The organism is Amphibacillus sp. Q70 (genome assembly GCF_052055485.1).
GTDB lineage: Bacteria > Bacillota > Bacilli > Bacillales > Amphibacillaceae > Amphibacillus.
Map to the genome: position 1 here is coordinate 2632180 of NZ_CP197171.1, position 16536 is coordinate 2648715.

Sequence of the window (16536 nt, forward strand, 5' to 3'; positions counted from 1 at the left end):
GTGATTAAAATGAGTATCAAGAATAAATTTCGAACATTATTCTCAGTTGAAGACGAAGAATATTATGAAGACATTCAGCCTGATGAAGCGGAAGAAACGATGAGACGTAGTGATAAGCATGAAAAAAAGGGTGAAAATAAAAATATTGTCAGCTTAAAATCGGTACAAGCTCAAGCCAAGGTTGTCTTATCTGAGCCAAGATCGTATGAAGAAACGCAAGACATTGCTGACCATGTTGTTAATCGCCGATCGGTTGTAATTAATTTACAACGTGTTGATCATCAACAAGCCAAACGAATTGTTGATTTTCTTAGTGGTACTGTTTATGCCGTATCAGGTGAAATTCAAAAATTAGGTCCACATACTTTTTTATGTACCCCTGATAATGTTGAGATAACAGGGAATATAACTCAAATGATTGAAGATGAAGAAATGGAACAAAGGTGGTAAATAGATGGGATTAGTAGAAGAGTTGGTTTTTAGATTAGTTAGCTTATATCAATGGGCGATTATTATCTATATTTTAATGTCCTGGTTTCCAGGTGCCCGTGAATCGTCAATTGGACAATTTCTAGCAAGTATTGTTAAACCGTATTTAGACCCATTCCGGAAGATTATCCCTCCGCTTGGAATGATTGATATCTCAGGTCTTGTTGCCTTAATAACTTTACAATTTGCCCGAAGTGGTCTTGTCGTATTGTTTGGATTTTTTAGGTAGCTAATAAGCATATGGACATTTATCAGCATTTCCGCAAAGATGAGCAATCTTTCATTGATCAGATTTTAAGTTGGAGGGAACAAGTTGAACGTCAATATGTGCCCAAATACAGTGATTTTTTAGATCCACGGGAACAATATATTTATCAAAGCATAATTGGTCAAGATCAACAATTTATTTTAAGTTTTTTTGGTGGAGTTGAAGGAACTGAACGCAAGCAAGCCTTGTTAGCTCCCTATTATGAAACGGTAACAAATGAGGCATTTCCAATTGATATCTTAACAGCCTCATATCCAGTCAAATTTGTGAATATTGAGCATCGTGATGTATTAGGCGCTTTTTTATCCCTTGGTTTAATGCGCAAAAAACTTGGAGATCTTGCTATCGATCCCGATACTGGAAGCATTCAAATCATTGTTAGCTCAGATATTAGTGATTTCATTATTGCCCATTTTACGTCAATAAAAAAGGCAAATATTCAATTCAAAGAAACACCATTAAATCAAGCTCTCCCAATCGTAGATGATTGGTCAGATTATGAAACAACAGTTAGCTCCCTTCGATTAGATGTTGTTCTTAAACATTTTTATCATCTATCAAGAACACAAGCACTTGAACTCATTAAAAAAGGGTTTGTCAAAGTTAACTTTAAAATTGTAGAAGATCCTGCTTTTCATATCGAAGCAGGAGATATCATGTCTTGCCGGGGAAAAGGGAGAAGTCGATTAAACCAAATAATTGGTCAAACTAAGAAACAAAAATGGCGGATTCATTATTCCCGATTAAAAAATTAAGAATTTTGTTTGATTAGCAGGAAAACTGCTTGAATATGTCGAATAAAGCTACAGCAATTAAAAGATTGAGGAGGTGGCCATTGTGCCATTGACACCGTTAGATATTCATAATAAAGAGTTTACCAGGGGCTTAAGAGGCTACGACCAAGATGAAGTAAACGATTTTCTTGATCAAGTGATTAAGGATTTTGAATTGGTTATCCGTGAAAAAAAGGAATTAAAACGTGAAGTAGAGGATTTACAAGAAAAGTTGGGTCATTTTACTAATATTGAGGAAACTCTAAATAAATCTATTTTAATTGCCCAGCAAACAGCAGAAGAATTAAAAGGGAATGCAACAAAAGAATCAACATTAATCATTAGAGAAGCTGAAAAAAATGCGGATCGAATTATTAATGAAGCCTTGGAAAAATCAAGACGCATTGAAATTGATGTTGAAGAATTAAAGAAACAAGGCAAGGTTTTTCGGACTCGTTTAAAGATGCTTGTTGAAGCCCAGCTTGAATTAGTTGAGAATAAAGATTGGGATCAGCTTCTACAACTAGAAGAAGATGATGATGAAATTGAACAGGCGGAATAAGCTTAAATGTTTAAACTTGACGAATTCGCAATGATTACATATAATTCATAAGACATAGATTATATTTAACAACAGTTGTTTTGATTGCTCCAATGTGGGAAATAGGGTTGCAGTCATGTGGAATGGTGACTGATATATTAAAATAAATAAACAGCAATGCGAGAAAGAGTAAGCTATTTAACCTTATTTTAGCGAGCTAGGAAATGGTGTGAGCCTAGTATAAGAAGATAGTTGAAGATCATTCTCAAGCTTCCTTTTTGAACACTAGTGTAAGTAAAATTGGACGGTTAACATCCCGTTATGATGATTTGAGTGAGTTATATGTTTTAGAATATAACTAACTAGGGTGGTAACGCGAGTTCTCTCGTCCCTTTTGGGATAAGAGGACTTTTTTTATTGATATTGAAGCAAGGCAAACAATGTCTGGTGATAGAAGTTTTTACTGCTATCGCTTGGGAAGTTTTTTGAGGAATAATTAAAGGAGGAACAAACAATGGACTATAAAGAAACACTACTGATGCCCAAAACCGATTTCCCGATGAGGGGCAATTTACCGAACAAAGAGCCTAAGATGCAGGCAGGATGGGAGCAAGACCATCTCTATCAAATGGTACAGGAAAGAACCAAAGATCGACCGCTTTATGTCTTGCACGATGGCCCCCCATTTGCAAATGGGGATATCCATATGGGTCATGCATTAAATAAAGTGTTAAAAGATTTTATTGTCAAATATAAATCGATGTCTGGTTTTCATGCACCATATGTACCAGGTTGGGATACACATGGTTTACCTATTGAGACGGCTTTAGCAAAGAAAAAAGTTAACCGCAAAAAAATGACAACAGCAGAATTTCGGCAAAAATGTGCCGAATATGCCCTAAAGCAGTTGGATAATCAACGGGCACAATTTAAACAATTAGGAGTTCGTGGCGACTGGGACCAACCTTATATTACTTTAAATAAGGAATATGAAGCGGCCCAAATTGAAGTCTTTGGTGAAATGGCGAAAAAAGGTTATATCTATAAAGGGTTAAAACCTGTTTATTGGTCACCGTCTTCAGAATCTGCATTAGCAGAAGCTGAGATTGAATACCAAGATAAACGCTCACCTTCTATTTATGTAGCTTTTGATGTGAAAGAAGGTGGGGAACTATTATCCGGCGATGAGAAATTTGTGATTTGGACAACAACCCCTTGGACACTTCCAGCTAACTTGGCAATTGCTGTTCATGCCGATTTAACTTATGTCGTCGTTGAGGTAAATGGCGATAAATTAATTATCGCAGAAGATCTTCTTGAGACAGTTGCTGAAGAGCTTGAGTGGGAAGATTATCGTATTATCCAATCTTTTAAAGGAGCAGAAGCTGATCGACTCGTGGCTAAACATCCATTCTATGATCGTGATTCATTAGTGATCTTAGCTGATCACGTCACAACTGATGGAGGGACTGGACTTGTTCATACGGCACCAGGTCATGGTGAAGATGACTATCATGTTGCTCAAACATACGGCCTAGATGTTTTATGTCCAGTAGATGAAAAAGGCGTATTCACAGCTGAAGCACCTGGTTTTGAAGGGCTTTTCTATGATAAAGCAAATAAAGCAATTACTGAGTTGCTAGAAGAGAAAGGAGCGTTGCTTTCACTCTCGTTTATTACACACTCATACCCACATGATTGGCGAACGAAGAAACCTGTTATTTATCGAGCAACGAATCAATGGTTTGCCTCGATTAAAGATTTCCGAGCTGATATTTTAGCGGAAATCAATCGAGTCAATTGGTTGCCGAAATGGGGCGAGACTCGTCTGTTCAATATGGTAAAAGACCGTGGGGACTGGTGTATCTCTAGACAGCGTGTTTGGGGTGTCCCAATTCCAGTGTTTTATGGCGAGGATCAAACACCAATTATTACTGATGAAACGATCAAACATGTTGCTCAGTTATTCCGCCAGCATGGTTCTAATATCTGGTTTGAATGGGAAACAAAAGATTTACTACCAGATGGTTTTACCTCTGAGCATAGCCCGAATGGAACCTTTACTAAAGAAATGGATATCATGGATGTTTGGTTTGATTCAGGATCATCACATCAAAGCGTATTAGAAGAACATGATCAATTAAGACGACCTGCTGATCTTTATTTAGAGGGTTCAGATCAATATCGTGGTTGGTTTAATTCATCGCTTTCAACCGCAGTCGCAGTTACAGGAAAAGCCCCTTATCGAGCTGTTGTCAGCCATGGTTTTGCCTTAGATGGGCAAGGACGTAAGATGAGTAAATCAATCGGAAATGTCATTGCTCCAGTCAAAATAATGAACCAATATGGGGCAGATATTTTAAGACTCTGGGTTGCCTCTGTTGATTATCAAGCAGATGTACGAGTATCAGATGAAATTCTTAAACAAACCGGAGAAGGTTATCGAAAAATCAGAAATACTTTCCGCTTTTTACTTGGAAACTTAGCTGATTTTGATCCTCGTAAGGATAAAGTTGAAGAGGATCAACTTGAAGAATTGGATCGTTATATGTTAGTTAAGTTACAGCAAGTGATTAATAAAGTTCTACAAGCTTATGATAACTATGATTTTTCAACTGTTTATAACCAAGTACATCAATTCTGCTCACAAGAATTGAGTGCTTTCTATCTAGACTTTGCTAAAGATATTCTTTATATTGAGCCTGAGGATAGTAAACGACGCCGTTCGATTCAAACGGTTTATTATGAAACACTAATCAGCTTAGTTAAATTAATGACACCCATTTTAACACATACAGCTGAAGAGGTATGGAGTCATATCCCACATGAATCAGAAAAATATGTTCAATTAACAGATATGCCGACACCACGTGAATTGAATAACAGCCAGGCATTAATTGAGAAGTGGGATCACTTTGCAGCTGTTCGTCACGATGTCTTAAAAGCACTTGAAGAAGCTAGAAGTGATAAAGTGATTGGTAAATCACTTGAAGCCAAAATTACGCTTACACCAAAAGATGAAAAAACAAAGGCTCTATTATCTGAGATGGATCGGCTTGATCAATTATTCATTGTATCAAAGGTTGAATTTGTGCCTGAGGTCAATGATCAATCAGGTGGCTACGAATATGTCCATGTTCAAGTTGAAAAATATGACAAAGAGAGATGTGACCGTTGTTGGATTATTTCCGAAACAGTTGGTCAAAACGAGCAGCACCCAGACCTTTGTGCCCGATGCGCTGATATTGTTGAAAAATATTATTAAAAATATAGAGCTGTTGCACAATGTAAGAAAAAGCTGTGCAACAGCTTTTTACATTACAAAATAAAATGCTTACAAAGAGGGTTACACTAAAGAAATAGACAAGAGCATATCTTTATAAGACTATTTTCCAATTATAGTATAAAGATTTTCCTTATATCCCTAACACCCAATATACAATGGATTCAGATTGAGATAGTGTAATTGCCTTATTGTTTGTGTTTCAAATAAAATGGTTTCATGCTTTGATGGGTTCTAAAGTTGATCGTGTTAAAAGTATCAGTATTCATTGATGAGCACGTACATAATATCTTTCCTTTTGTTCATACTTATAGCGGGAGGTATGCCACTTGATGAAGCCGTTTTTAATCACTTGTCTTGTTGTATGGGGGTTGCCCTCTGCCCAACCTATTGAAATATCTGATCCTTTAACCATCACTCATCAAGGAGAAACACTTGCTACCATTTATCGTGAAAACTTCTCTTTATTTCTTGCTGGGATTCCTATAATAGATGTGGATAAGCTCGATCGGTTCATTGAAGAACTTGATCAACAGGTTTATACTGAACCTGTAAATGCTGTCATTAATGAACAAGGAGAGATCGAATCAGGACAATCAGGGTACAGATTGCACAAAAAAGAATTTCAAAATCAGTTTTATACCTATTTTGTCGGGCATAGTTCTGCTACTTTGGAAGTGCCAGTGTTGGACATTTATCCAAAGGTAGACAGTGAATTGCTCGCCAATATTCGGGTGCAAAAAATTGGCCAGTATGTTACTTATTTTAATGTGAATAATCAAAATCGCACGCACAATATTCAACTTTCCGCAGAAGCCCTAGACAACTATGTGATCTTTCCTAATGAAGTATTTTCGTTTAACGAAGTAGTGGGGGAACGAACGGCAAAGAGGGGATATAAACGTGCTCCTGTCATTGTGAAAGGCGAATTGTCAGAAGGGGTTGGCGGTGGAATCTGCCAAGTGTCATCAACATTGTTTAATGCTGTTGATGGTGCAGGACTTGAGATTATCGAGCGCTATACGCATAGCCGACGTGTCGAGTACGTTCCCCCTGGACGTGACGCGACGGTAAGCTGGCATGGTCCTGATTTTCGCTTTCAAAACAAATATAACCAGCCGATATTGCTCCGTTCAAAGCGTTATGGGGGAATGATCGTAGTCACCCTTCATTCATCTGACGTCATTAATTATGATTCTCGCTCAGTTCCAAAGGCACCAACAAAAATACCGAAAGAAATCAACACAGAAGATTGAAACTAAAGCTGTAGGAGATGATTAATATCTCTATCCAGTTTTTATCACAGGATCCAGTAGTGCATTACTTAACAACAAGCTTAGCTTCTTTTACAGCCGATTTGATTATCTTTAAAAATGGCTTAAATCGATTGCCTTTCAGCTGTTTCCAGCATTTCAATCGGAGCTAGTAAGAAGCTTTGCTAAAGTTCTTTAAGTTTTATCACAGATAACCGTCCGTAGAACTCGGGGCAACAACGGGTTACTCACCCCATCGAAAGGATTTGGGACTGGGGCTCAGAATAAGTAAGACACTTATTCTTGCGATGCAAATGCTTCGTAGCTTTCCGACTCGCCCCACCGAAGACATTTGCGATTACTCGTCTCACCGAAAACATCTGCATGACCTACATCCTGTGGACCCAATTCCCACTGATTGAAGTTTCGTTTTATATTATTAATGACTCAAAGATTCTTCGGAACGTAAGCTCCCAAATGAGTTAATCATCACTAGCTATAATGTATGCTTAGTTGATAGAAGAACTCATTTTTTTTGTGCCCTAAAGTTGAGGATATAACTTGAAATGTGCTAAAATGCAATATAGTGATTACGTTGTAAAATGGGGGACATATATGGTTTATTATCTTTTAGCCTTACTTATTATTTTACTTGACCAAGTGACAAAATGGCTTGTTTTAGCGAACATGGAAATAAGAGAAAGCATCCCGATTATAGAGAATTTTTTATACATAACATCACATCGAAATTCAGGTGCTGCTTGGGGCATCTTAGCAGATCAGATGATACTTTTCTATGTTATTACAGTCATTGTTATTGTTGTACTTGTCTATTACATCAAACAGTATGCTAAGACAAATAAATGGCTTGGATTTGGCTTAGGTTTGATTTTAGGTGGAGCCATTGGTAATTTTATTGATCGTTTGATTTATCAAGAAGTTGTCGATTTTATCGATGTTTATTTTGGTTCTTATAGTTATCCAATTTTTAATGTTGCCGACTCTGCACTAGTTATGGGTGTGATTATTATTGGAATCTTCATTTTAAAAGATGAGTTTGGAAAGGGCGCTAAAGGAAATGGATAATAATGAATATGTGATTGAATCAACCGAAGAAAATGTACGGATCGATAAGCTAATGAGCACCTTGTTAGCCGACGTATCGAGAGCTCAAATTCAAAATTGGATTAAATCTGGTTTAGTCAAGGTGAATGGAAAAGAGGTCAAGGCTAATCATCGTTGCCAGACAGGACAAAAGGTTATTTGGGAAGAGCCTGAGGCAGAAATGATTAAAATTGAACCAGAAGACCTCTCCCTTGATATTATTTATGAGGATGAAGACCTTATGGTTGTTAACAAGAGAAAAGGGATGGTCGTCCATCCAGCAATAGGTCATTATTCAGAAACATTAGTTAATGGCTTGTTATTTCATACTCAACAATTATCGACGATAAATGGTGAGTTGCGTCCTGGAATTATTCATCGAATCGACCGTGATACAAGTGGCTTGCTAATGGTTGCTAAAAATGATCAAGCTCATCAGGAATTAGCCAAACAACTTCAAGAGAAAAAGGTGAAACGCTCTTATCTTGCTTTAGTGCATGGTGCTATCCCGCACGAATATGGGACAATTGAAGCACCGATCGGGAGAAATCCGAAAGATCGCCAAAGCATGGCTGTTGTATCAAATGGTAAAGAGGCAGTGACTCATTTTGAAGTGATTGAACGAGTGAATCAAAAGTTTACCCTTGTTAGATGTGAGCTTGAAACAGGACGGACACATCAAATTCGTGTTCATATGAAATATATTGGATTTCCAATTGTTGGTGACCCGAAATACGGTCAAAGAAAGACAATTAAAGAAGATGGCCAAGCTCTTCATGCACAAGAATTAGGTTTTGAACATCCACGTACCAAAGAATGGTTCCATTTTAAAGTGGATCCGCCAGAAAGTTTTAATAAATATTTAGCAAAAGCCCGAGAAACTTATTGACTTGTGTAACAATTTCTGAAATAATATAGAGAATAAAATAACCTTTAAATACAGTCCCGTGAGACTGAAAAGGAATGAATGGTTTGCACTTTAAGAAAGTATAACCATTTTAAAGTGTAAAATTTAAGAAAAACAATTGATTTCACAAGACTTTCGACTAAGTTTCCCACATCCCTCGAAAATAAAGATCCATTTACTTCGTGCGATGTATCGCTCTTAGGTTTTCCTTGTCCGATGGGAACGTCGAAGTCAGTATATCAATGTGAATTGAGTTATTCTAAGATACGTCTATTCAAATCCCTTTTCTCACGTGGAGAACAGGGTTTTTTTTGTTAAAGAAATAAAAAACTAGTCTTGAATAGTTAAGTTTTAATGTTCGATTAAGGAGGATAACAATGGAACAGAAGGCTGTTGTCTTAGATCAACCAGCAATTAATCGAGCTTTGACTCGAATTGCCCATGAAATATTAGAACATCATAAAGGAATAGACGATCTTATTCTAGTTGGAATCAAGACACGTGGTGTGCCTTTGGCTAAAAGACTCCAGCGTAAAATCCGACAGATTGAAGGTGTAGACATCCCGATTGGGGATATCGATATTACCCTTTATCGTGATGATTTAAGTCATGTGACAGAGCAAGCTGAACCCACAGTGAATACAGCCGATTTCCAAATAAATATTGACGGAAAAAAAATCATTCTTGTTGATGATGTGCTATATACAGGCCGAACCGTTCGCGCAGCTATGGATGCCTTGATTGACTTGGGTCGTCCAGCTCAAATTCAATTAGCCGTATTGGTTGATCGCGGTCATCGAGAATTACCCATCCGAGCTGATTTTATTGGAAAGAATATACCAACTTCTCAAGCAGAGGTTGTCATTGTGACACTAGAAGAAACAGATGGTACAGATTTAGTTAGTATTTACCAAAAATAAATAAACTTTTTTAGAAACCTTTAAACCAAGTCCCGTGAGGCTTGCAAGGTTGTATAGGGATACGTGTGTGTACTTACACATGATTTAAAGCCTCTTTGCAACTTTGCAAAGAGGCTTTTTGTTTTAAGTAAGATCTGAGTAGATAGAAAGAGGAGGAAGTGTCAAATGAAAAGATTAGATATGGTAATGGATGTAGGAGATATACCGAAAAAAACAAAGTGGTTGATGTTAAGTTTACAACATTTATTCGCCATGTTTGGTTCAACAGTTCTTGTACCATTTTTAACAGGATTATCACCCTCTGTTGCGCTTATTTCAAGTGGATCGGGTACAATTGCTTATTTATTTATAACAAAAGGGAAAATTCCTGCTTATCTAGGATCTAGCTTTGCCTTTATTACACCACTAATCATGGCCATTGGTATGACTGATGCTGGAGTGGCAGGAGCAATGATTGGTAGTTTTATGGCAGGTTTGGTTTATGGCACACTTGCTCTTTTAATCGGTGCTTTTGGTTTAGATTGGCTGATGAGAATTTTACCACCCATTGTTGTGGGTCCAGTTATTGTTGTTATTGGATTAGGATTAGCACCAACAGCGATTGATATGGCCATGAATGTAGATGGTGTTTATAGTGGACAACACTTTTCAGTAGCGATTGTGACCTTAATTGTCACAATAATTGGTTCATTATTCTTCAGAGGATTTTTCGGACTTATTCCTATTTTAATTGGCATCGTTATAGGTTATATTTATGCACTTATTATAGGTATTGTTGATACAACAGCTATATCTGAGAGTTGGAATCAGATTATTAGTGCCAGCTCAGCAGGAGAGTTTTTCAGTGCGATTTTTGTAATGCCGGAATTTGTTATTCCTTTCGTCCATTACTCACCTTTCGCTGTCTTTAATTGGAGCATTGTTGCAGTTATGGTCCCTGTGGCATTAGTTACAATTGCTGAACATATCGGCGATCAAATGGTGCTATCTAAAGTTGTTGGACGTAATTTTATTAAAGAGCCAGGCTTACATCGTTCACTTTTGGGGGATGGTGTTGCAACGTTGATTGCTTCATGTTTAGGGGGACCGCCAAATACAACTTATGGTGAAAATATTGGTGTTTTAGCGATTACAAGAATTTTTAGTGTGTTTGTTATCGGTGGAGCTGCTGTACTAGCGATTTTGTTTGGCTTTATTGGGATTATTTCAGATGTCATCATGTCGATTCCAACACCAGTTATGGGCGGTGTTTCGATTCTATTGTTTGGTATTATCGCTTCTAGTGGTTTAAGAATGTTGATCGATAATCAAGTTGATTTAGGCAATAATCGAAATTTAATTGTAGCTTCTGTTATTTTAGTGCTTGGGATTGGTGGGGCATTAGTTAAATTCACCGTCTTCGGAGTGGAGTTTGAAATTGCTGGAATGGCGTTAGCAGCTATCATTGGTGTTGTGTTAAACCTAGTTTTACCAGATAAAGAAGCTGGATATGGAAATGGAAATATGTTTGAAACAGATCAGACGACAGAATAGTTGTCTACAGACTAGCGATATTAAATGAGCTAGTCTTTTTTACAAGCAAAATTAAATGATTGGTAAAAAGCAGTAGAAGTGCGTGTTCAAAATGGGAAGTGAAAAAGACTGAGAGATTCGATGTGTCATGTTTAGCGGACTTTTTGAACATTTTCTAGAACAAATTAAATTAACGAGGTGAAAATGAATGAATAACTTTGTCTCCATGAAAACAATGCAAACAGAAGAAATTCTCCATTTAATCAAACAAACAGATCGTTTCGCGAATGATGGATTATCAAAAACAGAAACAGATAAAAAACGTTTTGTTACAAATTTATTCTATGAACCAAGTACACGAACGAAATTGAGCTTTGAAGTTGCCGAGAAAAAATTAGGCTTTGAAGTAATAGATTTTCAGGTCGATTACTCGAGTGTACTTAAAGGTGAATCTGTTTATGATACGGCAAAGACTGTTGCATCAATCGGAGCGGAGGCGGTTGTTATTCGTCATCCTTTAGATAATACCGTACAGGAACTTGCTGAGCAGTTAGATATCCCAGTTATTAATGCCGGAGATGGTGCAGGTGAACATCCGACGCAATGCCTGTTAGATATTTACACCATGTATAAAGAATTCGGCGATTTAAAGGGATTAAATATACTTATTGTTGGTGACATTGTCCATAGTCGTGTGGCGCGCTCCAATGCTTATGCTCTTCGAACCTTAGGTGCTAATGTCTCTTTTGCTTCTAAACCAGAGTGGCAAGATCAACGATTAGATTTTCCTTATGTTGAGTTGGATGATGCGATTGAAACCAGTGATGTTGTCATGTTGCTACGGATTCAATCAGAACGACATGATCAACCCAAACCAATAGAAGACAATAACTATTTGGAGAAATACGGTTTAACCATTGAACGAGAAAAAAGAATGAAAAAGACGGCTATTATCATGCATCCTGCCCCTGTCAATCGTGGTGTGGAAATTGATGATTCACTGGTAGAGTGCAAACGGTCAAGAATTTTCAAACAGATGGAATACGGTGTTTATGCTCGAATGGCTGTACTTGATCATCTATTAAATAAGGAGGAACCACAATATGGCGACAATTATCAAACAGTGCTCGCACACGTTGACTAATATTGAATCAGAAAAAATTGATCTCAAGATTGAGCAGGGAAAAATAATTGAAATATCAAAGCATATTAGTGAAAAATCAGGTGACCGTGTGATTGAAGCACATGGAAAGCTAATTGCCCCTGGCTTTGTAGATGTCCATGTTCATCTACGTGAGCCTGGCGGTGAAGCGAAGGAAACCATTTTGACGGGAACAGAAGCTGCCGCACGTGGGGGTTACACAACGATTTGTGCAATGCCTAATACACATCCGGTACCAGATGATGAAATAAATCTTAGTCATTTAGTTCAAAAAATAAAGCAAACAGCATTAGTTAATGTGCTGCCATATGGTTCAATGACAAAAGGCTTACAAGGTAAGGAACTCGTTGATTTTAAAAGTTTGGCTGACAAGGGTGCTTTTGCTTTTACAGACGATGGTGTGGGTATTCAATCAGCAAATGACATGCTTAAAGCGATGCAAGCAGCAAAACAGTTAAACAAGGCGATAGTTGCTCATTGTGAAGATAATTCATTGATTCATAATGGAAGTGTCCATCAAGGAGAGGTCAGTGAGCGACTAGGTGTAAATGGAATTCCTTCAATTTGTGAGTCTGTTCAAATTGCTCGTGATGTCTTGCTGGCTGAGGCAACAGGTTGTCATTATCATGTTTGCCATGTCAGTACGAAAGAATCTGTCAGGGTTATCCGTGACGCCAAACGGGCGGGCATTCATGTGACGGCAGAAGTCACACCACATCATCTCTTATTAAATGAAACAGCCATTAAAGCGAAAGACACGAACTTTAAAATGAATCCACCTTTACGGGCAAAAGAAGATCAAGTTGCCCTGTGGGAAGGCTTGCTGGATGGAACGATTGATTTTATTGCAACAGATCATGCACCGCACACTGCACTCGAAAAATCACAGCCACTTGAACAAGCGCCATTTGGGATTGTTGGTTTAGAAACAGCTTTTGCCCTACTCCATACGCATCTGGTTGAAAAGGGTAAGTGTACACTTGAACAACTGATCGATTGGATGAGTAAAAAACCTGCTGCTGTTTTTGGCTTAGCAAAGGGAGTTATTGAGACAGGTGCTGATGCAGATCTTGTCCTGTTGGATTTAACAGATCAATGGTCAATTGATCCAGAAACATTTAAGTCTAAAGGGAGAAACACACCCTTTTCTAATTGGGATGTCAGTGGAAAACCTGTTTTAACAATGGTTGCTGGTCAAGTCGTATATCAAGAGATGTAAAAATAGGATCGAAAGGGGATAGATGTGAATGGAACAGTTAGAGGTTTCTGTTGAACAAGTTGAACGGATTGCAAAGCAAACGATAAAACTTAATTTGAAACTTGATTTAGAACGGTTAAGCAAATTTAAGCCTGGACAATTTATTCATATTAAGGTGACACATGGAACAGAATATATGCTAAGACGTCCGATTTCGATTGCCAATATTGATCTTGATCGACAAGTTCTTACCGTCATTTTCAAAATATTTGGTGAGGGAACTAGAATCATGGCTCAATTACAAGTCGGACAGCTACTTGATATCCTCATTCCCTGTGGAAATGGCTATCCGATTGAAGATCTCAAGATTAAACACGCCCTTTTAATTGGTGGTGGCGTGGGTGTCCCACCCCTTTACTATCTTGCTAGAAAACTAGTTGAAAAAGGGATAAAGGTTACAACCATTATTGGTTTTCAGACTAAAGATGATATTTTTTATCAAGCTGAATTTAAAGCATTAGGTTCATGTTTTGTGACAACAGATGATGGGAGCTATGGTCATAGGGGATTTGTTACGGATGTGATTGAACAAGAAACCATTGATTTCGATTATTATTTCAGTTGTGGACCTACAGCGATGTTAAAGACTGTACAAAACAAATTAGATCATTTCCCGGGCTATATTTCACTCGAAGAACGAATGGGTTGTGGGATTGGGGCTTGCTATGCATGTATTGTTCCATCGACTGATGGTAAAGAATATAAGAAGATTTGTGTTGATGGACCTGTGTTTGGAGCAAGTGAGGTGATGATCTAATGAATCTATCCATTGACTTACCTGGGTTAAGCTTGAAAAATCCAATTATGCCTGCGTCGGGTTGTTTTGGTTTTGGTAAAGAATATAGTCAATTCTATGATCTTAGCCAATTAGGGGCAATTATGATTAAGGCAGCGACACTTGAATTACGTTTGGGTAACCGAACGCCGCGAGTAGCAGAAACTTATGCCGGGATGTTAAATGCCATTGGCTTACAAAATCCAGGTGTTGAAGCCATTATTGATCAAGAACTTCCCTTCTTAAAACACTATGACTTACCTGTAATTGCTAATGTTGCAGGGAGTACGATTGAGGAATATGAGCAAGTGGCTAAAAGATTGCGCCGGACAAATGATATAGCCGCAATTGAACTGAATATTTCTTGCCCAAATGTCAAAGAAGGCGGTGTTCAGTTCGGAACAGATCCAGACGTTGCAGCTGAGGTGACCCAACGGGTTAAGGAAGCTAGTCATGTGCCTGTTTACGTTAAATTATCACCAAATGTAACGGACATTGTTGCTATTGCTCAGGCAGTTGAACAGGCGGGGGCTGATGGGATCACAATGATTAACTCGTTAACAGGAATGCAAATAGATTTGAATAAACGACAACCGTTATTAGCAAATCAAGTGGGAGGTTTGACGGGACCGGCAATCAAACCAGTTGCGATTCGAATGATCTATCAAGTTTTTCAAGCTGTTAAGATACCTGTCATTGGTATGGGGGGTATAACGAAGGTAGAGGACGTTTTAGAATTTTTATTAGCTGGTGCTAGTGCAGTTGCGATTGGAACAGCTAATTTTCAGAATCCCATGATTTGTGCAGAGATTATTGACCAACTCCCTGCTTGTTTAGAGAAATACGGATTTAAATCAGTCGAAGACGCGATTGGAAAGGGGCATCAAGATGGGTAATCCTATATATCTAGCCTTAGATTTTAATGATTGGCAAGAAACTGAACAATTTTTAGACAAACATCAACTTGATCGAGTTGCTGTAAAGGTGGGAATGGAGTTATTTTATCACGAGGGACCAGATGTCATTAAACGTTTGCGAGATCGTGGTCATGATATTTTTCTAGATATTAAACTTCACGATATACCAACAACCATTTATAAAGCGATGAAAAACATTGCTAAACTAGATGTGGAGTTGACTAATGTTCATGGTTTAGGCGGTGGAGAAATGATCCGTGCGGCTAAAGCGGGTTTACTTGATGGAGCAAAGAATTCAAAGCCACCAGAATTATTAGCTGTTACCTTGTTAACATCGATGCAAAAAGAAGTACTTGAACAAGAATTAAATATTCAGGGTTCAATTGAAGATACAGTGACTCATCTGGCCAAGCTTGCTCAAGACAATGGGGCAGATGGGGTTGTTTGTTCAGCACATGAAGTTCGAGCCTTAAAAGCTATCTGTGGCAGAGCGTTTTTAGCCGTTACCCCTGGCATTCGATTGTTAAATAGTGATTCGGATGATCAGAAGCGGGTAGCAACGCCGGCTTTGGCAAAAAGGAATGGTGCAGATGCACTCGTGATCGGTCGAAGTATTACGTTGGCTGAAGACCCTAAGCAAGCCTATATTATAGCAAAAGAGGAGTGGAACGCATGACAAATCAAGCCAATCAAATTTTAACAGGATTAATTGAAATTGATGCAATTCAAATCAAGGCTGATCATTCTTTTACTTGGACATCAGGAATTAAATCACCGATTTATTGTGATAATCGCTTGACAATCTCTTATCCTGAGATTAGAAAAAAAGTAGCTGAAGGTTTCGCTGCCCAGGTTAAGGCAAAGCAGTTGGATGTTGATGTGATTGTAGGATGTGCAACAGCAGGTATTCCGCATGCCGCGTGGTTAGCCGATTGCTTGGATAAACCTATGGCATATGTAAGAGGGCAAGCAAAAGGTCATGGAAAAGGCAATCAAATCGAGGGCGCAATTCGTCCGGGTGATCGAGTGATTGTTGTCGAAGATCTCATCTCAACAGGGGGATCAGTTCTATCTGTGATCAAAGCGATTGAAGCTGCTGGTGGAATTGTTGAAGCTGTTTTAGCTATCTTTAGTTATGGCTTACAAAAAGCAGCTAATGCGTTTAAACGAGTAAATGTTCCTTGCTATACGTTAGCTAATTTTGATCAATTAGTTGATTTATTAATCGTTAAAGAGGAAATTAACGGTCCTGAAGCGGAAAGCCTAATTGAATGGCGTGATCAATTAGATTAAAGAACGGTTTATAAAAGTATTAGCTAATTTATATTTATAACTAACTCAATTTTCGTATCAAAATATTAAGGTTCAGCTAAG

16 protein-coding genes and 1 other annotated feature are annotated in these 16536 nt (G+C 38.0%); all 16 genes read left to right on the forward strand.

The window, feature by feature from the left end:
* Nucleotides 1-9 precede the first annotated feature (9 nt).
* A complete protein-coding gene (locus ACS127_RS11670) occupies nucleotides 10-450 on the forward strand; it encodes a cell division protein SepF (protein ID WP_440898126.1) in 441 nt (146 codons plus the stop codon).
* Nucleotides 451-454: 4 nt separating this feature from the next.
* Nucleotides 455-718: a YggT family protein gene (locus ACS127_RS11675; protein WP_440895218.1), complete on the forward strand. Its 264-nt coding sequence runs from the start codon at nucleotides 455-457 to the stop codon at nucleotides 716-718.
* Between the two features lie 11 nt (nucleotides 719-729).
* On the forward strand, nucleotides 730-1512 hold the full coding sequence (locus tag ACS127_RS11680; protein ID WP_440895219.1) for an RNA-binding protein: 783 nt from the start codon (nucleotides 730-732) through the stop codon (nucleotides 1510-1512).
* A gap of 82 nt (nucleotides 1513-1594) precedes the next feature.
* Nucleotides 1595-2092 (forward strand): DivIVA domain-containing protein, encoded by a 498-nt coding sequence (locus tag ACS127_RS11685; RefSeq protein WP_440895220.1) that lies wholly within the window; start codon nucleotides 1595-1597, stop codon nucleotides 2090-2092.
* Between the two features lie 147 nt (nucleotides 2093-2239).
* Nucleotides 2240-2467, forward strand: a binding site (T-box leader).
* Between the two features lie 118 nt (nucleotides 2468-2585).
* Entirely contained in the window at nucleotides 2586-5336 is a 2751-nt protein-coding gene (ileS, locus tag ACS127_RS11690) for an isoleucine--tRNA ligase (protein WP_440895221.1), read from the forward strand.
* Nucleotides 5337-5686: 350 nt separating this feature from the next.
* Nucleotides 5687-6610, forward strand: a complete 924-nt coding sequence (locus tag ACS127_RS11695) for a VanW family protein (protein WP_440895222.1) — start codon at nucleotides 5687-5689, stop codon at nucleotides 6608-6610.
* A 612-nt stretch (nucleotides 6611-7222) separates the two neighbouring features.
* Nucleotides 7223-7693 carry a signal peptidase II gene (gene lspA, locus ACS127_RS11700; protein ID WP_440895223.1) on the forward strand — a complete coding sequence of 157 codons (471 nt, stop codon included), beginning with the start codon at nucleotides 7223-7225 and terminating at the stop codon, nucleotides 7691-7693.
* The gene (locus tag ACS127_RS11705; protein WP_440895224.1) at nucleotides 7686-8600 is read left to right on the forward strand and encodes an RluA family pseudouridine synthase; all 915 of its coding nucleotides are present in this window, start codon (nucleotides 7686-7688) and stop codon (nucleotides 8598-8600) included. Before lspA ends, ACS127_RS11705 begins: the two co-directional genes overlap by 8 nt.
* Before the next feature lie 395 nt (nucleotides 8601-8995).
* The gene (gene pyrR, locus ACS127_RS11710; protein WP_440895225.1) at nucleotides 8996-9538 is read left to right on the forward strand and encodes a bifunctional pyr operon transcriptional regulator/uracil phosphoribosyltransferase PyrR; all 543 of its coding nucleotides are present in this window, start codon (nucleotides 8996-8998) and stop codon (nucleotides 9536-9538) included.
* Nucleotides 9539-9703: 165 nt separating this feature from the next.
* Nucleotides 9704-11071 carry a solute carrier family 23 protein gene (locus ACS127_RS11715; RefSeq protein ID WP_440895226.1) on the forward strand — a complete coding sequence of 456 codons (1368 nt, stop codon included), beginning with the start codon at nucleotides 9704-9706 and terminating at the stop codon, nucleotides 11069-11071.
* Nucleotides 11072-11258: 187 nt separating this feature from the next.
* Nucleotides 11259-12194, forward strand: coding sequence for an aspartate carbamoyltransferase catalytic subunit (locus ACS127_RS11720; RefSeq protein ID WP_440895227.1), 936 nt, complete (start codon nucleotides 11259-11261; stop codon nucleotides 12192-12194).
* Nucleotides 12154-13431, forward strand: a complete 1278-nt coding sequence (locus ACS127_RS11725) for a dihydroorotase (protein ID WP_440895228.1) — start codon at nucleotides 12154-12156, stop codon at nucleotides 13429-13431. The genes ACS127_RS11720 and ACS127_RS11725 overlap by 41 nt, the downstream gene beginning before the upstream one ends.
* 28 nt (nucleotides 13432-13459) lie before the next feature.
* Nucleotides 13460-14227: a dihydroorotate dehydrogenase electron transfer subunit gene (locus tag ACS127_RS11730; RefSeq protein WP_440895229.1), complete on the forward strand. Its 768-nt coding sequence runs from the start codon at nucleotides 13460-13462 to the stop codon at nucleotides 14225-14227.
* Nucleotides 14227-15141 carry a dihydroorotate dehydrogenase gene (locus ACS127_RS11735; RefSeq protein ID WP_440895230.1) on the forward strand — a complete coding sequence of 305 codons (915 nt, stop codon included), beginning with the start codon at nucleotides 14227-14229 and terminating at the stop codon, nucleotides 15139-15141. The genes ACS127_RS11730 and ACS127_RS11735 overlap by 1 nt, the downstream gene beginning before the upstream one ends.
* Nucleotides 15134-15838, forward strand: a complete 705-nt coding sequence (gene pyrF / locus ACS127_RS11740) for an orotidine-5'-phosphate decarboxylase (protein WP_440895231.1) — start codon at nucleotides 15134-15136, stop codon at nucleotides 15836-15838. The genes ACS127_RS11735 and pyrF overlap by 8 nt, the downstream gene beginning before the upstream one ends.
* A complete protein-coding gene (gene pyrE / locus ACS127_RS11745) occupies nucleotides 15835-16455 on the forward strand; it encodes an orotate phosphoribosyltransferase (RefSeq protein ID WP_440895232.1) in 621 nt (206 codons plus the stop codon). Before pyrF ends, pyrE begins: the two co-directional genes overlap by 4 nt.
* Nucleotides 16456-16536: the final 81 nt, after the last annotated feature.